This is a genomic window from Pseudomonas sp. Irchel s3h17 (assembly GCF_900187505.1).
Lineage (GTDB): Bacteria > Pseudomonadota > Gammaproteobacteria > Pseudomonadales > Pseudomonadaceae > Aquipseudomonas.
In genome coordinates, this window is record NZ_FYDL01000001.1 from 418,994 (window position 1) to 440,605 (window position 21,612).

The following is a 21,612-nucleotide window of genomic DNA, read 5'->3' on the forward strand; positions in this document are numbered from 1 at the left end:
AGAAATTCCATGATCAGCGCCCAACGCGCACGCTGTAGCTCACACCCAGGGTTCCGCCCGCCTGCCCGTTGCCGCCTTGTGGCTCGGATTGGTAGCCCGCGGTGAAGGCCAATTCGTCATTACCCAGTACTTCCATGCCCATTCCGGTGTTGATGCCGTAGTTGACGGTTTGATCCAGCCACTGCCAGCCGACCGTCACATCCACCAGCCAGGTGTACTGTGGGTGCGCCCGGCTCAGCGCGCCCGGCATGCCTCGACGCCAGGTACTGCCGACATACAGCAGGCCGTAACGGCTCTGCAGCAGGTCGCTGGCGACCACCGTGGGTTGATCGAGGGGATTTTCAGGGTCTGGCAACTCGACCCTCACCGGACCACCGTTGTTGCTGGACAACGAGTCCAGGGTGCGATCGTCCACCTGGTTGTGCTGGTAGGCGACGCCACTGCGCAGGGTCCAGGCAGGTCCTTCGAACTGCAGCGTGTGGCCGTACTCCGCCTTCACATCCTGACCATTGCCCAGCGCGTCGCCACCCCGGGTGGAGAATGACTTCTGGGCCACCTCCCAACTGAGCTGGTCACGGGCGGTCAATCCATGACGGCCACCCAGCCGGACGCCGTCGTACTGCCCGAATGTGCGCATCAGGCCACTGTCCTCACTCTTGCGCTGCCAGTCGAAACCGGCTTCGAGCTCGTCACCCGCACCCAGTTGCCAATGGCGGCTGAGGCCGAAACCGTTGCGGTCATCGTCCTGGCGCTGGCTGGTATCGAGGACCAGCGTGTAATGACCTCGCTCCACTTGCCGCTGCAGGGTCAGCTCGGCGTTACGCTCCTCCCCCAGGCGCGATGAGATCAGTTGATCGCTGTCGTAGGTGCCCTGCTCCAGCTCAAGATTGGCGTGCCACTGATCACCCAGGCTTTGAGCGACCCGCAGACGCGGCCCGTTGAATTCGAGCCCACCGAAATCCTGTCCATGCCAGGCCAGCTGTGCCCCCTGCGGCGTGCGCTCGTGACCTTCCACCGCCTGCCGCCGCAGCTGCTCACGGATGGCCCGGGGTTGCTCATCACCCAGCGAGGACAGGCTTACACCCAAGGCCTCGCTGTGCCGTCCCAGGCGACTGAGGGCCTGGGCGCGCTGCGCCGGGTTCAGATCGGCATTGCCCAACAGCGCTTCGACCTGGGCCGTGTTACGGCTGCGCAGGGCTTCCTGAATCTGCTCGTAACGCTCAACCTGCAAACCCTGGCCGCGTGCCCACGCCAGCCATTGGTCCTTTTGCGCGGGCTGATTGGAAGCATCGAGGCGCGCCAGCAGACGTTCGAACCACAACTGCAACATGGCCGGCGAACCGTCCTGCCACTGCAGCACCTGTTGCTGAGCCTTGCGCGGCGAGTAGCTGGTGGCCACCAGGCGTAGCCAGGTGGTGTAACGTTCGGAAGAGGGTCGCGGCGTGTCGCTTTCAAGGTCGCGTATCAACTTCAAGCGCAGGCGCTGAGCCGTGTCCTGATAACCGGCGCTTTCCAGCGCATCGGCATAAGCCGCCTGTACCAGCCAGTCCTGAGGATGGGCCTTGAGGTGCAGGCGATACCAGGCCAGGGCCTCGCGGTTACGGCCGAGCAGTTGACTGGCACTGGCAAACACCAGCCACAGATCCGGGTCCTGGCGTGCCGGTGCGCGCCATTTGCTCAGCAGTGGCCTGAGCTCGGCGACGTTGCCCTGATCCACGTACAACCACATCAGGCGTTCGCGAAACGGGTTGTCGTCGGGATACAACTCCAACGCCGCCAGGTACAGCTGTTGCGCCTCATCGAAACGCCCCTTCTCCACGGCCAAGGCACCACGCACCGCCAGGACCTGGGCCAGGTTGTAGATGGCCGGATACTGCTCGGCGGCGTCGAGCAGCGCAGTGATCTGCGGCCAGTCCTGAAGTTCCTGGGCCTGTTGTAACGCCTGAATCAAGGACTGTGATGGGTGATCGCGTTGCCAGCTGGCAATCAACAGGTCCAAGGCACGCTGCGGATCGCGGACACGGTAGAGGGCGACAAGCCGATCTTCATCGGAGCGGCTGAGCGAACCTTCGAGACTCAATAGTTGTTCAAGAGCCTCTTGCAGTGCATCGTCCAGCTCCAGATCCCAGGCCAGTACCGCCCGTGCTCGCCAATAGCGCTCATCCGCGATGGCGCGGTCATCCACGTGCAATACCTGCCAGGCAGCCTGGTTATCGAACAGTTTCAGGTAGGTACGGGACCAGTCCAGCCGTTCGGGGAGGGTCAGTGCGAAATGCGTCGACAGGTTCTCGTAGGCCATCGCCTTGGCCGTCAGCTGTCCGGTACTGTCCAGGTTCAGCAGCAACTTGCTCCAGGCCAGGCGATGCGAGGGGTACTGATGCAAGTATGCCCGTAGCCAGGCTTCAGACTGCTCCGGGGTGCCCCGCGAGTCATGGCTGTAAACCAACGCCTCAAGCTCGGCATCGGACAGTGCTCGCTGGTCCTTGATAACGGCCAGCAACGGGATCGCGCGGTCAAAGTCGAACTGGTGCATCGCCAGACGCCAGGCACGCTCGCGGATCTCGGGGTGTTCCTCCAGCGCCAACAGCCGGGTCCAGTAGTCCAGAGCCTCGTCCAGCTCGCCATGCCAGTGCGCGAGAAGGCCCAACTGCTCAAGCACGTACGTGTCGTGCGGGTGCTCGTTCAACAGTTGCCGGCCGCTCTCCCTGGCACCAGGCAAGTCACCCAGCGCCAGGCGCAGGCGGAAGTCTTTGCCCAGTCGGTCGGGGTTGTCCGGCTGCAGGGTGCGCCACCGCTCAAGAAACTGCATGGCCAACGCGGGACGCGTGTTCGCCAGCGCAATATCGGCGCCCTGCTCCAACCAGGCGGCATCGATGGGTGGCCCCTCCAGCCCGTCGAGTTCATCAGCCAGCACCTCTATCGCTTGCTGGCCGCGTCCGCTCGCCAGCAGGCTGTCGAAGGCCTGCCGCGCATATTGGCGACGGTCCCCGGGATGCTCGCTGCCCTGCCAGAGTTGCACATAGATGTCGGCGGCACGCTTCGGCTGTTCCCCGGCCAGGTACCACTGCGCTGCGGCATCAAGCGATGCCCTGCGCTGCGGCGGATCGCGGCTGGCCAGCTCTTCATAGACCTGCGCGGAAATCGCCGGTGCCTGCAGGCGCAGCGCCAGCCTGGCCAGGCGCTGCAGTTGCACCACGGGCAATGACTGACGATCGATCGCCTCCAGCCGCGCCCGCTGCTCGAGGGCCTCGTGAGCACCGGCCACCGCCAGGCTGTCGAGCTCAAGCCGGTAGTAATCAAGCAGTGCCGGCACCGGTCGCGGCCAGCTCTCCAGGTAACGACGAGCCTTGACGGTGTCACCGAGCTGGATCAGCAGGTCCACCAGTTGCAGACGCAATCGGTCATTGTCCGGACGGGCCATCAACAGCAGCGCGGCATAGTTGGCCGATACCGCGTCCGGTTGACGACTATCAGGGTGGAATACGGCCTCGGGCTGGAAAACCAGGAGCAACAGACCGCCCACGGCACCGGCAACCACTGCCAGCACCCACGGATTGAGCAGGCGGACGTCCTCAGTCACAGATGAGTTGCCCCTGGCTCACCTGCTTGAGGGGCAGTTGAAAATGCCAGAGGCCGGCAGCGGCCGTGCCGGCAAATCGCTGCCCATCGACTTCTACCCGGCAGGCGGTAGCGGAGCGCACGGAGAAGTTCAGCTCGACTTGACCGGCGAAGGAAAAGCGCACGCGCCGGGGAGCCAGATAGTGCCAATCCAGCAATGGCAGATTGGCCTCTTCCAGCGCCGGCCGCGGGTCCCTGTCGGGCCGCAACACCAGCAACGCCCGGTCGCTGCTCAAATGCACGTAGCGCCCCTGGGGCAGATCCCGCACACCCGCCACGCCTTGCGAGCGCGCCAGGTCCGGCCAGCCCAGTTGCGGGTCCAGGCGCAAGGTGCGCAGTGCATCCATCCCGCGAACCTGCCAGCCGCCGTCGGCGGTGCGGGCCAGGCTGGCCTGATACAGGCCATGAACGCGATCGAGGTAATCGCTCATCCACAGCGAAATCGGTTGCTGGTCCGTCATGTAGCGGTATATCTCGTTCACGGCCTTGATCGAGGCCTGCTTGGTGCCCGAATAGAAGTGGTAATACAGGTGCAGACCGCGCATGCGCCGCGGGCTGTCGGTCAACTCAAAGGTATCGATCAGGTCGCGAAAGCCGTAATACGGCCCGTTCCACAGATTGGTGTAAACGTTCTCGTTGATGATCGGCGCGTAATACTGCAGGCCACCTTCGGTCGGCCTGAGCAACGGGCTCAAGCCGGTCAGGGACGGATCGCCCCGGGTCAGCATGGTCTGGGCGCCGTTGACGTTTTTCAGGCCTGAGTCGTAGGCCAGCTTGACGGTGGCAGGTGATGGCAAGGCGTCGCCCGACCAGAAGATCAGCTTGACCGGCTTGTCAGGGGTGGTCAGGCGCTGGTTGATGTAATCGCGTGAACCCACGACTTCGCGTTTGAAGTCGATGGTGTCATAGCCCGGAATCGCCATTTTCAAGCCATATGCCGCCGTGAGGTGGGCATTCTTGCGGGCCAGTTCCGGTTGCATGAAAAACGGATGGCTAAAGGTATGTGTCGCCACTTCGACTTTCGGCTCGGCAAACAGCTCGCGGGCGATGGGTTCCAACTCCTCGGCCAGGTACGGGTACATGCCCTGCGGTGACACTTCACCTTCGATCACCGATACCGAGGTAAGGAACGGGTTGGGTCGCACGAAGCCATCCAATACCTGCCTGCCGGCATAGGGCATACCGCGCACTTCCGCCCGGGACGGAAAGCCGTCGCCATCGATATGCACGGTGGCAATCCGCCGGCCGTTTTCCGTGGTGGCGTCCGGGCGTGGCAGCGCAGGCAAATGCAGGGCCGCCTGGAGAAAGGCGAAAGGATTGAGGATCCAGCGTGCGCGCTCGTTGTTCGACTCCAGCAGGTAGGGCGCCAGGGCCAGCCCGCCCCAGTCAGCGACGGCCACCGGCGAATATTCCTGACCGTTTTCAGCCGTGAGCGATAAAACGGCCTTCGGGCCTCGGGGTAACAGCGAAATCGCCATCAGCTCGCGGCTTCTGGGCTGAACCGGCGCCTCGAATGCCCCGATCAACGACTGGTCCTGATGGGTGATCCGCAAGGTTTGCAGGCCCGGCGCCGTTGCGCGGTTGAGCCCCAGGCGCTTGAGCAGCCCCTCGTCTTCAACCGGCAGACCGGCGAAAAAAACCAGCGGAATCTGCTCATCCAGCCGCTGGTTGAGCCAGCGGTTGAATGCCTGGCGGCCCGGAGGCGGACCGCTGGTCATCCAGGTCAGGATGCCGGCATACAGGCCACTGAAACCCTGCTCCGGCAACGAAGCATCCGCGGCCAGGTAATCCACCCGGTAGCCCAGGTATTCCAGCAACCCACCCAGCAGGTTATGCCCGGCGCTGGAGGCCAGGTCACCCTCCCGTGGGTCGTACAACAGCGCAATTCGACGCGGCTGAACTTCAATGTTGCTGATGCCCAGGGTGTTCAGCTCAGGGGTGCCGATGTACGGAACGAACCCCTCTTTGCGCAGGCGCTTGGCCAACTGGCGGGCTTCGTCACGACGGGACGGCGGCAGGTACTCGATCGCCACCAGTGGCGTGCCTTTGGCACGCAGGGGCTGCAATTGGGTGTCCAGCCACTGGCGATCCGCCTCGGGTACCGGGCGATAACGCTTGGCAGCCGCATCCCAGCCCGCGTGGATTGACTCCACGGCAACCGCCGACGCCACGCCATCGAGCTGCGGCAGGACTTCGAAGCCACGGTTGAAAAATAACCGCAGGTCCGGTTGGCGTTGATGCAATTCACGCAGAAAACTGGCCAGTGCCAGGCGCTGGGGTTCTCGCGCCGACTCGGGCAGTAACTGAAAACTGTCCAGCGTGTCGAGGAACACCCCGGCATACCCGTCCGCCTGCAAGGCTTTGGCGCGGCTGAACAGGTGCTCACGCCAGGCCGTGGTGGTGAGGTCCATCACCTGGCTGCCCCAGGCGCCATTACGAACAGGGCTGACCGCCTGGGCGAGAGACGCCGTGTCGAGCTCTGCCTGGCCACCGTGGAACTCGCCGACCGACAGATAGGCGAACGGCAAGCTGCCCTGGCTGCGCAATGTCTTGACGTCGGCAACGGACAGGTGCCCCGGCTCCACGACCGCCCAGTCGAACTGGGCCAGTTCCAGGAGCGGGGGCTTGTCGGCATACCAAAAGACCACGCTGCCGGGCGGCGGCAATGCGGCGGCCTGGACGATGGGCCCTGTCGAACACACCATCAAGGCGGCCAGCAAGCGCTTGAATGCCGAGCAAACACGAGTCCTGCGAAAAGCGTTTTTCATAATTCACTTTTTCAATGGCTGAACCGATACCGTTTACATGCCGGGAAGTAAGACTGCCGGGGGGTAACGACTGCGGGTAAGTTGCGCCATGCCTGCGGCGATGGGGGTGGCTAATGACCGCGTGAAGTGCTCGCCTCGTCGAATGTTGTCAGTCTTCGAGTGGCGACTTCATCCGGGCAATACAAGAAGAGAGCTATTCAAGGAATAAGTCTCAACTACATGAACACTGAGCCTTCGCATTCAACAATTCATGAGTTTTTATATACGGCTACTGCGCGTCAGCACCATCACCACGCGGGCCCATGGTTTCAGCGGACTCCTCCTGCTGCACAACACAAATAGATTTTCACCGACATCAATCGTGTAACGGGTTTCACCCAGTGGCTGCATCCAGTAACTCAAACTGGACTTGGGCTGGAAGATAAATAGATCGAGTGAGTTCAATTGTTCTTGACTCATATTATCGGTATTACTCTTGAGGCTACTGTCGACCTCGACCATTAACCGAGAGCCATACTTCTTCACTCGAAAAGCGCTATAGCGATTCACGACACCGATTTCCGCCCTGGTATCCGCATCGATCACCCGGGTCGCCATGCGTAAATGACTCAAGCCCGAAGGGCTCAAGTCCAGACTGAATCGAGTCATGACCCAGGTGGGACGTGCATTGATCTGTACTTGCCGCGCGCTCTCGCCATCGCACCAGAGGTCCATCGGCACTGGTTGCCCCACCGATAAACGCCCCAGCCCAATACCCATCACCCCAACGAGGGCGAAGGCCAGGCACCAGATCGCGTTCACGCTGCGTTTAGTCATACAACTGCACTCCCACGCAGCGGGACCTGGCCAGTTCCAGCTCTCCTTCGCAGAGGATCGCGTGCTCCCTGTGGTACACCGATATCAGGTACAGGTTTGCGCTACTCGACGAGATACCCAGTAACTGCACCAACTGCTGGCTGCGCTGGGCCAAGGTCTGCAACTGGGGGGTTGTAAGGGAGTGCAAGCCATCAGCCGGCACATGCACGCGCATGCCTTCTATCGTCACCGAGGGGGCGAATACCGGGAGATCGGTGTTCAACACCGGCGTCTGGAAAACGACACCCAGGAAAAAACTGGCGAAGCCCCACAGGATCAAGGCGATCAGCAGTCCCCAGTATTTATACGTAGACATTGCCCGCGCCAATACGCTCGACGCGCCACGCTCGACAGGCCCGGGTAAAGCGGTTGAGGGTGCGACAACGCTCTCGACATCCTCAGCTGGCGGCAAGGTTGACGCCGCGCAATCCGGAATGTCGTGGTCAATCTCCGGCGAGCCGGGAGTCGAAGCCGCCTCCTCCCCGGTTGCTTGCAACGCTCGAGTGCGCACGCCATCGGCGAGCTTGTAGCCCACACGCGGTAGCGTCTGAATGAATTCGCGGCCCGGTTGGAGTGTCTCCAGGGCCAGGCGCAATTGGCGAATCGACTGGGCAAGGCTGTTGTCGGTGACCTCCAGGCCATACTGACCCCAGGCACCCTCCATCAACTCGCGCTTGCGCACCACGGCCCCTCCCGAACGGAGCAACAACGCCAGGCAGCTGCTGGTGGTCGCACCCAGCCGCAAGGGCGCGACGTCCGGTGCATCCACACGAAACAGCAGGAAGCTGTCCTCATCGAAGACAACCTGCTCATTGATCAACACTCGGCCCATGGCCCTTGACCCCCTTGCGCACGTGGAACGCCGATAAGCAAACGCGTCAGGTCCGCATGGTCGTCGACATCCAGAGTTAAGCAGTCATTCCGTGCCTTAGTGTGTGGTTGCAAGGATTCGGTCATTTCACTTGCGTGTAACTCCAGGCGCCTGGTTTCACTCTTGTACAGTTCAGTCGACAGATTGAGCTTGTTCAAGAACGGCTGGCTGTTTTGCGCCAACAGGTGCAACGGGCGGCGATTGATCGTGCGCAGGGCATCAGCATCATCCATGACAAGAAATACCGTATCGGCAGTGATCATTGGGGTTTCCGGGCGGCGTGTTCAGGTCAGACAAGAGAGCCGACGCACATCGACATTTTTCGGGGGCACGGGAGTGTGTCGCTCAGGTATCGGTTGCGGGCTTGCTGCCTGGCCTGGCCCAACAACGGTCGCCGTGGATCAAACACCCTCTTTGATCCCGGCCAATTCACTGCATTAAGGCATAGCCCTCTAAAGGCCGCTGTGAATTGGAATGAGCCGCGCCCGGATGGACGATGAAAATATTGAAAAGCGATGAATGTCCATGAAATAGGTGGGGGTGATGATCATTCACCCATGCAGTGCTCAGCGCGGAGGCTCAGCGCCTGTAAAGATGCAAATCCGGGATTCGGTTTACCCCGCGCCACGATGAGTGTCGCCGTCCAGGCAACGAGCACACCCTGTCGACCAAAGCGCCTTTTTGTTGCCCCAGTCTCTGCAGGACCAACCATCGACGGCCGGGGGCCTGTCAGGTGCATGCGCGGTGTTTGAACTAAGGTCATTCAGTAGCCCCCCAACCCGGTACGCACCTGATGAACGCGCACATCACACAATTCCTTGGCATGTTCACCACGCTACTGGCAATCATCAATCCCCTGGAGGCCATCCCGGTGTTCCTCGGCCTGCTGCAAGGCAAGAGCGACGCCGAGCACCGCCAGGTGGCACGCAAGGCCTGTTTCTACGCGCTGCTGCTGATGTTCTTCTTCCTCATTTTCGGCAACCTGTTATTGCGCCTGTTCGAGGTGCCATTGAGCATGATCCGGGTAGTGGGCGGGGTGATCCTGATGCGTATCGGCTTCGAGCTATTCGCCCCCTCGCCCGCCAGCAACCTGGTCCCCAGCGCAGGCAAGGGCGACCAGGACGTATCCTTCATTCCCTTGGCCATGCCGATCATGTTCGGCCCGGGCGCCATCGCCACGGTGATCGGCCTGACCAGCACCATCAAGGACTCCGACCGCGCCGTGATCTCTTTCGCCGTAGTCGCCCTGGCCATCTGCGCCACCATGCTCACCGTCTACCTGTCCCTGGTCTACGCGAAGAACATCCTCAAGAAAATCGGCCCGCAAGGCATAGACGCCGCCACCCGCATCGTTGGCTTCTTCGTCTCCGCCATGGGTGTCGGCTTGATCTTCCACGGCACGGTTGAGTTTCTGCAGTCCTACGGGGTGCTGCTCAATGGTGTCGTGAAGTAATGGCCGGAGGGTGGGGTGTGAAGGTACGCGTGCCGACGTTACCCGACGCCTGGATAAGCGGCATGATCCCTTGCGTCGCGTACCGTTGCGGAGCACTTTGAATCGCCCCGGGTTTCGTAGCCATTTTCCAACTGGCCTTTCCGAATTGCCAAGCTACGCCCGCAGCTCGTGCTCGAACTCAGCCGAATCCTGGGTGTTAACCGCCGACAAAAGTAGCCGACACTGCCATTTCTGATGCGCGCGCCACATCAGCCCGCATGCTTCGCCTTGTTCGATGCAGCCTTGCTTGACCACATCCCCGGTGCGATACAGGTAGCGCACCAGCTCGGTCAGCTCCTTCTCCGGCCACTGGCAGCCATGCTTTCTCAGCAATACCAGCATATTGCTGAGCTGAACGGCCTCATGCTCGGCTTCCAGTTCATGCAACTCCGGAATCACATCCATGGCCTGCCAAAGCGCACCGTAGCCGGAGAACTCCTGCTCGATCAGATCGATCATGTCATCCAGTGCGCTCCACGTTTCGATCAGGCCTGACTTGCCTTCGAAAATCGCCTTTTCCCGACTGCGGATAGCGTCCAGCCATTGCTGTCCCAGGCGATACACAATCGACTCTTTATTCGGAAAAAAGCGGTAGAGCGACTTGATGTCGATGCCGGAGCGTTCGGCGATGGCATTGGTGTTCAACTGGGTGATGCCACCCTCCTTGAGTAGTTCCAGCGTCGCCTGCTCGACCTTCTTGATGATTTCAAGGGTTCGTTGCTGGCGCGGCTCACGGCGCATTTTCAAGTCTTGCGGAATCATCAAGTGCCCAGCCCTATCTTTCATTGATGCGCATTTCACATTGACTTGGCCGACAGAGTCAAACCGTAGCAATTGATGACCCGGAGTAACGCTGGTAGAAACACAAATTACAGTAATTACTGTAATTAAACTGGAGATTTTATGCGGCTCAAATCAAAACAACACCTGACGCTTTCCTCCCTCGCTTTGCTCTCTGGCCTCACCGGATGCAGTCAGACGCTAACCCCGGTCGCCGATAACAGTAACAACACGGTGTACCTCAACGGCCAGATTTATACCCAGGATGCCCAACGCCAGAAGGTTGAAGCCATCGCCGTCTCGAATGACACGTTCGTCTATTCCGGTAACCGGGAAGGTGCGGAACGCTTCATCAGCCAAGGTTATCGCGTGGTTGACCTAGGTAATAAGATGGTTCTGCCAGGACTGCACGACAACCACATCCATGTGCTTGGCACGGTCCCCCTGGATGTCTGTGACCTCGAAGGCAAGGGTGTGAACCTCGATCAACTGGCCAGCAAAGTAAAGGAATGCTTGCCCCGCTACGCCAGAGAACCCGGGGCCTGGCTGAAAATCGAGCAGTGGGTTCCCTATGAAAATAACGAACCAACCGACAACTACAAAACCATCCGCCAAGCGCTGGATGCTGTCGCTGACGGCCACCCTATTATCCTTTCCGGCGTAGACGGCCACGCCAGTGCCTACAACTCGAAAGCCTTGGGCACGGCTCAGGACGATAACGGCAAGACCGTCGGTTTCAATGCAAAAAGCCTGGCCAAGGGGGGTGTGTTCGCCGAGCTGGCGCCCTACGTCAACCTGGACAGCGGGGTGGTCCGCGATGCGGCCAAGGAAAAAATTCCGGTTGGCAACTTCGACATGTTTGCTCAAGAGGTGGGCGATCCGCGCGGCGAAGCAATTTACGGCGCCATCCTGCCGAAAGTCGCACACGTCATGGCGCAAAGTGGCATCACCAGTATTCAGGATGCCTGCAGCAATGACTTCATCCGCGAACAGCTGGTGAAGATGCAGCAGCAAGACCTGCTAAATATGCGAGTCACTGCCGCCACCTGCTTCATTTCCGACGATTACAAGGGCAAAGTGGATATTTCCGGCCACCTGAAAAAAGCTCAGGAAGTACGCGCCGCGTTCGCTGATAATCCATTGATCAAAGCGGATGCGGTGAAAATCTTTGCCGACGGCGTGCTCGAAGGCGACCCTTTCAGCAAACCTCCGTTCTCCCCCAACGCCGGCATGCTGCACAATTATCAGACGCCACACCTCAAGCAGAACGAAGACACCGGCGACGTCACTGTCATCAAGGACAGCGACGACTCTCAGAACAACGGCATCGTCAATTACAAAGCAGAAGACTTCAAGAATTACGCCAGCGCACTCGATGCCGACGGCTTCAGCATCCATGTCCACAGCATCGGTGACCGCGCCACTCGCGTTACGATTGATGCATTGGAAGCAGCCCGTCAGCGCAATGGCGATCGCCACATCCCGCACACCATCGCTCACTTGCAGGTGGTCCACCCGGACGACCAGAAGCGTCTCGGCGAACTTGGCACATACCTCACTTACACCTATGCCTGGGTCAACCAGCAACCCGAATATGACATGCTGATTACCCCATTCCTGGAACACAGTAGAAAAGGTCAAGACACCAACGATCTGCTCTACAACCCAAAAAACTACACCTGGGGAGCCATCTACCCGGTAGGCAGTACTGCTAAGGCCGGCGCTGTACTGGTGGCGGGCAGCGATGCACCGGTCGACTCTCGCGATCCACGGCCGTTCATGAACATCGCGGCCGGCATCACTCGCGCCATCCCCGGCCAACCGGCCTACAACGCCAAGCAGAGCGCTACGCTGGAACAGATGTTGGACGCCTACACCATCAACGGTGCCCGCGCAGTGCGCCAGGAAAAACTCATCGGCTCGATTGAGCCGGGCAAGTCCGCCGACTTCATCGTCCTGGACCGAAACCTGTTCGATCTGGTCCAGCAGGGTAAACCTGAGCAGATCGCTGAAACCCAAGTGATGCAGACAGTGTTTCGTGGCAAAACCGTCTATAGCCAATAGACCAACACCGCCAGAAGTAAAAATCAGCCATTTGCGCCTGATGCCAGCCAGTTAAGTCCTCATGCCTGATCGTTGGCCGCAAGCAATCAAAATCCGATGCCTTGACCGGCATCGGATTTTTTTTGCGCCTCACTCAGGCACCTGGACTGGCCTCCACCCCATGCGCCTGGGCCTAGCGAATGCCGGCACCCGCCATGGACTCCGGTACCCACTGCGCCGTCGATAGCGGCTCGATATACCGAATACCGCCATGGGGGCCTACCACGCCATTGATGTTGTAGGAGCCGCGCGACAGATCGTACGTCATGAAAGGGGTGGCGTCCGGGACCTGCTGGTCATAGCTCTGGCTGAGGAAAGCGAAGGAGCCACGGTAAAGCTCGCCACTCATGCCGTACTGGTCGGAGGCCAGAGCGGCCCAGGTGTCCTCATCCAGGTAAAAGCGACGTTTCTGGTAGATGTGCGTTGCACCGGGCTTGAGGTTGCCCTCCACCACGTAGACGCGGTGTTTTTCCCAGCGTACGAAGTCCGGGGAAATGTAATTGGGGGTGGTCAGCGACGCGGCATCCCGCGCATAGGTCAGTTTGTAGGTGTTGTAGGGCACGATCATTTCTTGCTTGCCCACCAGCGTCCAGTCATACAGTTCGAGGGCACGCGCGGTACCGGGGTTCGGTGTGTCGTAGGCCAGGATCGAAATCTGTTTGACCCGGCGCTGGGCCGGCATGTACTGCCAGGCACGGCCAGGACGCTGCAGCGGGTTGGTGGCGTTCTTGAGCATAATCGACTCGCCGGCTCGCCGCGCAGGTCCGGTATAGGACAGTTTCAACTGGTAGTAGAGGTCGGAGTTGTTGATGGGCTTCGACATGTTCTCGTAAATCGGGAAGGAGGCATATGCCGCGCCGGTGACGACCAGGCTTGGTACTCCCGCCGAGTCGACGCTCCAGGAGTCGTACTTGGAATGGATGTTGACGCCCTGGTAGCGCAGCAGGAAATTCCACATCGCCTCGGCACCCGATTGCGGGATCGGGAACGGCACACCGGGCAATACATTGTCGAAGGCTATCCCATCGTCGAGGGACCTGGCGGCGGTGGCGTTCTTGCGGCTATTGTCCAGTACCGCCTGCGGCAGCGCAGCGGTGCGGTGGGTTGGATACACGTCGATGCGGTAGCCGGGGTAGCGCCTGGCCAACTCGACAGTGGTGGCCGTCAGCAAGCCCTTGTACTGGTCGACGTTCTTGCCATTGATCACCAGCAGCGGTTTCTCGTGCGCATAGGGGTCCGGGCGCATGCTATCACCGGCCTTGAAGCTGGCCGGGGCAGTGGTCAGGCCACCGCTATAAGGCGGAATGGAACCATCGGCATTACCCGCTTTTTCAGCCCCCACCAGCGTCAGCCTGGTACCCAGTTCGGCGGCTTCCTGACTTGATACCAATGCCTGTGCATCAATGGCCAGCGCCATGAGGAGTGAAGCAGCGAGAAGACTTTTCACGAATTTCATATTGTTATTCTCCTGCTTAGCGTACCAAGCAACTCGTGACTCAAGCGAAGCAGTCGCATCCGGCGGTTCAAGCGGCAGTACGCTGTACACACCGCCTCGGATCACGGCCTTCCAAGGCTGGCAGTGCATTCACACAGGGCTGGCAAAATCATCGCGTTGCGCCGGCCTGCCGTTTGCCCGCCTGGTTATGTTCGCCTTGTGGGCAACCAGACTGGCTCAATCGCCAGATGCGTTTTTATGACTGACATTAAGGGCCCCAAAATGGGGGGGAGCTTTTCATTCGACGACAGTCGCTTGGCTATTCATGACAGACCCGGAATATCCCGCGGGCATGCCGGCGGTGGTTGCTTCAGTCAGGACCGGCAGCGCCTTTTCAAAGCCGTATGGCGTTTCCGTTACTCACGTCAAGCAACCGCTCTGACCTCGCTCACAGCACAGTCAATCCAGGCAGCCCCTGCCCTTGCCAGCTCTCGGGCCTTGCCTTCGCTAATGCCCTAGTGCCTGCCCACACGAACCATGTGCCACTGCTTGACGTATCAGCGCGAAAGTCGGAGATGTAGATGGGTCGACTATTTGACGATGACGAATCGAAGTTCATCCCCGGGCTGAAGCAGGTACGCAACGCATTCGACGCCGTGTCTATCGAAGCGCCCCCCCTCAGGTGATCGCCCAGGCGCCACCTGAACTACAAGACGCGATGGACCTGGCCTATCTGACCGCTCAACGGCCGGCCGACGTGCTGAAGGCCTCAACCAACGACCTCAACAATGGCTTCCTGCTGGTGGGCCGGGGCAAGACCGAGAAACGCCTGCGCATCCGCCTACACGACGGGACAGATGCATCAAACCTCAGCACCTTCCTCGATGCCCTGCTTGAGCGCAAAGCCATGGCCGGCATCAGAAGTTCAAGTCTGATCACCAACCAGGCGGGCCTGCGAATGAGTTACGCCGTGCTGAGAAATCGCTGGGATCAAGCCCGAGAGAAAGCAGCCACGAAGGCCGCAACCGAAGGTAATGCGACGCTTGCCACCACGATCCGCCAGTTCCAATTCCGCGACATCCGACCAAAAGCCGCCAGCGAAATCGACGACATTGGTCATGCCAGCAGGCTGCTTGGTCATTCAGCGCAGGAGATGACGAAAAAGGTTTATCGCCGCGTTGGCGAAATTGTACGTCCCACAAAATAACTATGGGGCGCAATGGGTCGCTTCCAGTTATCTCTGAAAGGCACGAATCCACAACCCATAGCAGCCCTTCGCGATAGGCAGAAAACGGCCAGAAGCAGACGTTCAGGCCAGGTTCGCTGTCGGCCCAGGCTGTGTAAAAACGCCTGCATCATTTTTTAGGTCTGCGTTGCTACGTGAAATCTGCGGGAGTTCTGGTCAAATCAAGACCTGAAATTTGCGTGGGATCGCGTTATTTGACCCGATTCAGATCGCCGTTAGTGGTCGAGAACGTTTTTACACAGCCTCGGCCAGAAGCAGTCGCTGGAACCAGTGGCGGTTCAAGATGCGAGGATGACTAGTCTCGATCCAAAGCTTATGCCCAGAACAAAAACGGGAGAAAGTGCCGTTCGGTTCCCATGTCACCTTCCAATTAACAATCCAACTCCAAGCATTCCTGACGCCAGCTTCTGGGCCATGCTAGATTTGAAAGCTATCACAGAGAAGGATGGCGCTATGAAAGGAAATGTTTTGGGCGATATTCGTGCTGAGCATGATGCAAAAATGCTCGAAGCGTCCTTTTGGCCAACTTCGGATTACAAGTCTCTCTTAGAGTCCCACGATAGGTGCATAGTAGTCGGGCGCCGGGGAACGGGTAAAAGTGCTCTTGTATATATGCTTTCGAAGCATTGGCACAGCAAACCCAAAACTCACGCCTTAACCATAACTCCAGTAGAAGAGCAAATAATTGGCTTAAGAGACATTGTATCGCTGTTTGGCGACAACTATCTGCACATTAAAGCAGGCAGCAAGTTAGCATGGCGCTATGCAATTTACATGGAGATTCTGTCTGAAATAAGCGGGCACTACAAACTGCAAGGCAGCTTGACTTGTCAAGTGGCTATTAAGCACTTAAGCCTCTGGGGAACGAAACGCCAAAACATTAGTGGTAAAATAAGAAAGAAACTGCTTAGCATTTTGGATCACACTAAAGATCAGACTCCAGCCCGTCGTATATCAGAACTTTCGGACGCATTTGAATTCGAAGAGCTGGAAGATGCGATACTTGACTCACTTGAAAAAAACAAGTTTCAATTCGTGATTTTTGCTGACAGATTGGACGAAGGCTATACTCCAGATGACCTAGGAGTTGCCATTGTTGACGGCTTCATTCAATCAGTAATCGACATAAAACAAACTTTCAGAGAAAAAGTCATCGCCTTTGCATTTGTTAGAGATAACATCCATCGTGCAATTTCAAAAATGGATCCAGACTTTACCAGAAACATTGAAGGCCAGGTTTTAAGGCTGCACTGGGATGAATACAATCTTTTCAATCTAGTATGCAACAGGATCCGATCCGCTTTTGAATCAAAGATCGAAAATAATACTCGCTTGTGGAATGCTTATACTGCAAATGGCCTTCAATCTAGTACAGGCTTCCGTGACGCACTAAAACTTACGCTTTATCGACCGAGAGATATACTTGTTTTGCTCAACGATGCTTTTCTCCGAGCTTTCGTACAAGGCCGTGATAAAATCATAATTGACGACATAAATGCCACTGCAAATACAATTTCCCAAAATCGCCTGAATGATTTGCTGAAAGAATATGAAACTGTTTTTCCGGCGCTGGATATATTCACTTCTTTGTTTTCAAATAAAAAGCCTGATTATCAGGTGTCAGAGGCGGCAAAAATAATAACTGTCGCGCTAACAGCTAATTCACTTGAAAGCAAGGTCAAGCTACAAGATATTCTACTGCTTGACGGCCCTATTCAAGTCATACAGCGCCTATATAGCATAGGCTTTCTAGGTCTATACAACACTCCGTCTTCTTCATATGTATTTTGTCATGATGGAAAAGAGCCAGAAAAAGATTTTACGGAAAGCTCAAAAATACTTATACATCCGTGCTATTGGCTAGCATTGAGCGTACAAGAGTTCGATATTGATAGTCGTGCAGCGGAAGACATCCACGATGAATACGACATCGAAGTAAGCTCGGTATCTGAGGAGCAACGAAAGCACCGCATAGGTTCGCTATTAAAGGAGCTGAGTGAAATTCCAGAGGGAGCAGCAGGTGCTGTAGATTTTGAGGCATGGGCCTTGAAAGCTGTAAAAATACTCTTTGCGACAAATTTAACAAATATAGAATTGCATCCTAATAAAAATGGTCTTCAGCAGCGAGATATTGTTGCTACAAACCTTGCTGATTCAGGGGTTTGGTCCCGAATACTCACAGACTATCAGACTCGCCAAGTTATTTTTGAAGTTAAAAATTATCGCGACCTCACCTCTTCCGACTATAGACAGGTAAATGGCTATCTTTATAAAGATTACGGAAGATTAGCATTTATCATCAATCGAGACTTTAATGATAACCTGGAGAAAAATCGCGAGCTTCAATGGGCAAAAGAAATCTATGACAATCACAACAAAATAATAATTAAAATTTCACATAAGTTTCTTGAGCGCCATCTATCAAAGATGCGCAGCTTGCAGAAACATGATGAGGCCAACAAACAGCTTAGTAAGTTAATTGATCTTTATATCAGAACATACCTTACGCACAAGTCTCGATAAGTGTGCTAACGCATCTGGCACGATTAGTAGTTCCATATGGATGGACGTAAATCAAATCTTGTAGGCGAGACGTAAAACCCTGAATCGCCCTCAAAATCGTAGACACATCTGAATGACAGCTGTGGGTTGTGGATTCAACCGGTCGCGGCAGGTAGAAAACGGCCAAAAGCCGCCGATCAATAGGGGCGGCTTTGACCTATAGCAGACAGAGAACAATGTCCACAGACTCAGAGGGGATTCAAGGCCTCGCTGGAACTTCACTAGACTCAGCAGAGATCGGGAGCGGTGAGATCCAATCCTTGCGAAACGGGACGGGGGCAGAGAGCGGTACATTCAGTCTCTGCAATTGCTCATTCAGCTGGATGACGACGGCAGTATTGCTTTCATTTCTTTTTGATTCTGAATGATCGGGTTTGGGGCCGTTTACTTTAGGTTCACTAACAAAGCTGAATATCGATACACCAACAAACATTACTATCACGGCCCCCATTCCAATCATCGCTGAGTATTTGAAGACTTGCTCAGATTTTTCGGCCGGTGCTGCTACCATCTTGTTGTATTCGTCCTGTGGTAGGAAACGGTAGAGTTTTGGTTGCCAGTCCTTCCGAAGTCCGCGCTGTAAACTTATGAAGCTCCACCCGGAGTAGACGATCATCCCGATGTACCCAGTTGCTATCAACATCACCATGCTGATTAACCAAGGATTGATGTCAGTGCTCAGCCTCGCGGCCACTAGACCTACGCCTACGGCCAAGGCCCCTGAAACAGCTGTTATCGTTTGTCTTGTTGCGTCAGTAGCTTTAGCGGTTTCTTCGGTGATTGCTTTGCGCAGATCGCCTAGCGACTTAAGAGTGTCTTTGCCTAAGTCTGACAGCGACATTTGATACGCGATCTTTGCACTTTCCAGCGCTGTTGAGAGATTGGCTTTTAAGTAATCAGCGGCAGGGCCATTCTCACGCCCTGAACGGGCAATTTCCATCGCTAACAAGCTATGTTTGACTTCCGCTTCGCGGCTATTTTCATAAACCCAATGAGCGGCTGTTTGGAGATGCAGAAAAGCATCTACACCAAATTCTTGTATAGTAGTTGTAGTGGATTTTGGGGGTTGTAAAACCAGCTTTGGCGCCCCCTTGAATATTAGTGAATGACTATCTGGATCGATCTCATTCGCGAGAGTGTGCACTATTGCATCAAACGCCTTTACACCCCATGTTTTATGGAATGGCTGATCTAAATCAAACTGCGATTGATCTAGAAGGAGCCATGGGCGAATGTCTCCTGGGACGATCTTCAAAGAGCCTGATTCCCTTACGAGAGCCCTGGGAGACTTAGTCGTAGGAGAAACCGTAACTGCCGTAACTGCTTCGGGGAGCGTCCAGCCGGTATATATGCGAACCTGAGTAAACAGCGGTTTCGAGAGACCAGCGATCCGCCAGCGTTTTGCGTCGTGTCCTTTCTCCAGCCAGTGTAAAATGCCAACTGAGGTAAGAATATCTAGTGTCTCTTCGGGGCGATCTGGTTTCCGAATTGTTACGCGGAAAGGCTCGAAATCCTCAACAATATTACTTGGCTCAGTTGGTGTTTGCTCCTCATCAAATGCGGAGCACCCCCAACCGAGCCCCAAGCAAGTAGCGAGAATTTCAAGGGTCGCGTCCGCACACAGATTCGAGACTGTGATGCTCTCATCACTCTCATTGATATGCGCGTTAGCCTGAGCAGCGAGTACATCAAGCTGTTCAGCGAGGGTTGTCAGAGACAAGTTTGTCTTCCGTGATTGCCTGAGTATCAATCGTAATCAATTCCCCACCTTTAGCCTTAGGCTCGCGAGTGACTGTCATCCCAGCATCGTCTGGGTACAGAACTGTGACGCCTTCGGTGGTTCGGATCCTACGCATTGGAGGCCGCCCTAGGATTGCTTGATCGGAAGGAAACACCAAATTTTCAATTCTAGCGGAACGAATTTTTCGGCGTGTTGCATTCTGCAATCTTGTAATTACCTTTTCATCGGTAGGGTTTCCCGCTGCCAACAGGACAGCATCAATGATCGCATCTTCATTGATTTCTCGACGTTGAGCTAAGGAATTTTTGGCTACGGAAAAAGCTCTTGGAACTGTATCTCCCAAGTCGGCTTTACAAGAAGTTAAGGTTTCGCGTAACAGACTAACGACCTTAGTATTAAGCTCTTGATCAGACATACTACGGACCACATCGAGAAAGTTGGCAAAGTAATCAACGATCTCAGGAGCTTTTTTCATTCTATCTCGGGCGGACACTAGGGTTTCCGCTACACCGTTTACAACCCTCACCAAGGAGGACTTCTGAATAGCTTTCTTATCAGCGACAAATGCATGAACAATGCGTCGAAGCAGGCCGCCGTCTTCCGCAGGGGCCTGCTCTATAGCCTCGCTGTAGTCATATTTGATCATGCTATAGAGTTTCGTACTCTCATCACCACCGGACAACTCGAAGATAAATAATGCACCGTCGCGGCTGCTATTAACGTGCCAACGAGAAAAAGTAGCGGAGAGACTCTGAGTTCCTCTCTCAAAATTTTCGGCTCCCGTAGCAATTTTTTCTAGTTGAGCCTTGGTAGCTGACGTCTCCCTGAAGCTATAGATTGCATCCGCATCGGTATCGAGTATTCGTGCGATGAAAAACTCTTCATGCTCGACTTGGCGTACGGACTCCGGGGTAAATTCTTCTCCACCGACTACGTGCAGGATCATATTTGTGATCCTCAGGTCAGCCGTCTCTCCATCTGTAAAGAAACCCACCGCTCTCTCCCTAACTCGCAAATATCTTGTTGGACGGGCGTGATCCCAGTCCTAGACACCTCTGCAATTGGGCAATTACTCGGTGTAAAGGATCAAGATATTAGTCACGAATTGTCAGCATACGGTTGCCCCTTGGCAATGGCAATTAGCCTTGTCTGAATGAGCACAGGGAAATTGAGATTGAGGCGCGGTCTCCAGTTCCTACTCTGAGTAACGGGATGTGTAAATCCCCCCACGTTTTTTTTGACAGCTTTGAACGTCTGCTATTGGCTGTGGATTCAACCTGTCATCACTCTGACCACAGGTGCTCCCATCGTTAGCAGTTGCGGAACACTGCCCGAAAATTGCGGAACACTTCACTTTCCTGAAGGCAATAAAAAACCCCGTAACTCATTGAGCTACGGGGTTTTTAAGAGTGGAGGCCGAGGTCGGAATCGAACCGGCGTAGGTGGATTTGCAATCCATGAATATTTTCAATTATTACAACAACTTAGAGGACTTTCAGTTCCGCAACTTCATATCCTCTGACTGCCTATAACCCAAGCGGGCTGCGGGGTGTAGTTTCAGTTGCGGAACTGATTCCCCCCCTCCTCCGGTGTCCTGCCGACCGAACACCACCCCTCCTGCCTACACAGAATCTAGTGTGTTGCATCGACCAGTTGAATCCACAGCTAAAAGCAGACATGCCGCTATCCCGCACAAATAGCCCGGCTAATCAGCCCCGGCTTTTTCGTGGCGCTCTGAAACATCCGCGGATTCCGCCCTTGGCCGTCATTGCGATGACTTCCAACTCAAAAAGCCGATTCCTTACCAACTCAAACTAATCCCCGACTCCCTGCATAAGCCACCACCACCTCATTTAAGGCCGTACTCAGCACACGTGCATCCCGACTCTTGAGCGCTGCTTCAAGGCTGTCCATGTACCCGAGCAATTGAGCCTTTACCTGATGGGCAAATTCCGGACTCACTTCCTGGTCTTCATAAAACAACACGTACGCGCGACAGAACTCGCCGATCACGAAACACATCGCCGCGTGTTCGGGAACGCTACGAATGATCTGCTCGCATTGCACTCGCACACGCTTGAAGGCATCGGTGCCGGGCAAGGCCTGGCGAAACTCCTGGACGGCGCTGGAAAAATTCATGG

The 21,612-nt window shown here is 56.2% G+C and carries 13 protein-coding genes and 1 pseudogene; 4 read left to right on the forward strand and 10 right to left on the reverse strand.

Annotation, left to right across the window (positions count from 1 at the left end; all coding sequences use genetic code 11):
* Window positions 1–13: 13 nt before the first annotated feature.
* From CKW25_RS01910 to CKW25_RS01930, 5 genes are all read right to left on the reverse strand, one after another.
* Window positions 14–3,580, reverse strand: a complete 3,567-nt coding sequence (locus CKW25_RS01910; RefSeq protein WP_256577905.1) for a tetratricopeptide repeat protein — start codon at window positions 3,578–3,580, stop codon at window positions 14–16.
* Entirely contained in the window at window positions 3,573–6,386 is a 2,814-nt protein-coding gene (locus CKW25_RS01915; protein ID WP_095077320.1) for a bifunctional glycoside hydrolase 114/ polysaccharide deacetylase family protein, read from the reverse strand. The genes CKW25_RS01910 and CKW25_RS01915 overlap by 8 nt, the downstream gene beginning before the upstream one ends.
* Before the next feature lie 258 nt (window positions 6,387–6,644).
* Window positions 6,645–7,202 (reverse strand): hypothetical protein, encoded by a 558-nt coding sequence (locus tag CKW25_RS01920; RefSeq protein ID WP_095077321.1) that lies wholly within the window; start codon window positions 7,200–7,202, stop codon window positions 6,645–6,647.
* Entirely contained in the window at window positions 7,195–8,073 is an 879-nt protein-coding gene (locus CKW25_RS01925) for a transcriptional regulator (protein ID WP_095077322.1), read from the reverse strand. The genes CKW25_RS01920 and CKW25_RS01925 overlap by 8 nt, the downstream gene beginning before the upstream one ends.
* On the reverse strand, window positions 8,058–8,375 hold the full coding sequence (locus CKW25_RS01930) for a hypothetical protein (protein ID WP_095077323.1): 318 nt from the start codon (window positions 8,373–8,375) through the stop codon (window positions 8,058–8,060). Before CKW25_RS01930 ends, CKW25_RS01925 begins: the two co-directional genes overlap by 16 nt.
* A 530-nt stretch (window positions 8,376–8,905) precedes the next feature.
* Here CKW25_RS01930 and CKW25_RS01935 point away from each other — a divergent pair.
* The gene (locus tag CKW25_RS01935) at window positions 8,906–9,565 is read left to right on the forward strand and encodes a MarC family protein (protein WP_095077324.1); all 660 of its coding nucleotides are present in this window, start codon (window positions 8,906–8,908) and stop codon (window positions 9,563–9,565) included.
* A 153-nt stretch (window positions 9,566–9,718) separates the two neighbouring features.
* Here CKW25_RS01935 and CKW25_RS01940 read toward each other — a convergent pair whose 3' ends face one another.
* The gene (locus tag CKW25_RS01940) at window positions 9,719–10,390 is read right to left on the reverse strand and encodes a TetR/AcrR family transcriptional regulator (RefSeq protein WP_095077325.1); all 672 of its coding nucleotides are present in this window, start codon (window positions 10,388–10,390) and stop codon (window positions 9,719–9,721) included.
* A gap of 117 nt (window positions 10,391–10,507) precedes the next feature.
* Here CKW25_RS01940 and CKW25_RS01945 point away from each other — a divergent pair, with 117 nt between their 5' ends.
* Window positions 10,508–12,448, forward strand: coding sequence for an amidohydrolase (locus tag CKW25_RS01945; protein ID WP_095077326.1), 1,941 nt, complete (start codon window positions 10,508–10,510; stop codon window positions 12,446–12,448).
* A 172-nt stretch (window positions 12,449–12,620) separates the two neighbouring features.
* Here the strand turns inward: CKW25_RS01945 and CKW25_RS01950 are convergent, their stop codons facing one another.
* Window positions 12,621–13,943 (reverse strand): DUF1329 domain-containing protein, encoded by a 1,323-nt coding sequence (locus CKW25_RS01950; protein WP_095077327.1) that lies wholly within the window; start codon window positions 13,941–13,943, stop codon window positions 12,621–12,623.
* A 661-nt stretch (window positions 13,944–14,604) separates the two neighbouring features.
* Between CKW25_RS01950 and CKW25_RS01960 the strand changes: the two are divergent.
* Both CKW25_RS01960 and CKW25_RS01965 read left to right on the forward strand, forming a co-directional pair.
* Window positions 14,605–15,129: pseudogene (locus tag CKW25_RS01960) on the forward strand (tyrosine-type recombinase/integrase); the annotation flags it as partial.
* 330 nt (window positions 15,130–15,459) lie between these two features.
* On the forward strand, window positions 15,460–17,691 hold the full coding sequence (locus CKW25_RS01965) for a P-loop ATPase, Sll1717 family (RefSeq protein ID WP_218192186.1): 2,232 nt from the start codon (window positions 15,460–15,462) through the stop codon (window positions 17,689–17,691).
* A 238-nt stretch (window positions 17,692–17,929) separates the two neighbouring features.
* On the opposite strand, the gene CKW25_RS01970 is transcribed toward CKW25_RS01965, so the two are convergent.
* From CKW25_RS01970 to CKW25_RS01980, 3 genes are all read right to left on the reverse strand, one after another.
* A complete protein-coding gene (locus CKW25_RS01970) occupies window positions 17,930–19,450 on the reverse strand; it encodes a hypothetical protein (RefSeq protein WP_095077330.1) in 1,521 nt (506 codons plus the stop codon).
* On the reverse strand, window positions 19,428–20,417 hold the full coding sequence (locus CKW25_RS01975) for a hypothetical protein (protein WP_218192187.1): 990 nt from the start codon (window positions 20,415–20,417) through the stop codon (window positions 19,428–19,430). Before CKW25_RS01975 ends, CKW25_RS01970 begins: the two co-directional genes overlap by 23 nt.
* A gap of 863 nt (window positions 20,418–21,280) precedes the next feature.
* On the reverse strand, window positions 21,281–21,610 hold the full coding sequence (locus CKW25_RS01980) for a hypothetical protein (RefSeq protein WP_095077332.1): 330 nt from the start codon (window positions 21,608–21,610) through the stop codon (window positions 21,281–21,283).
* Window positions 21,611–21,612: the final 2 nt, after the last annotated feature.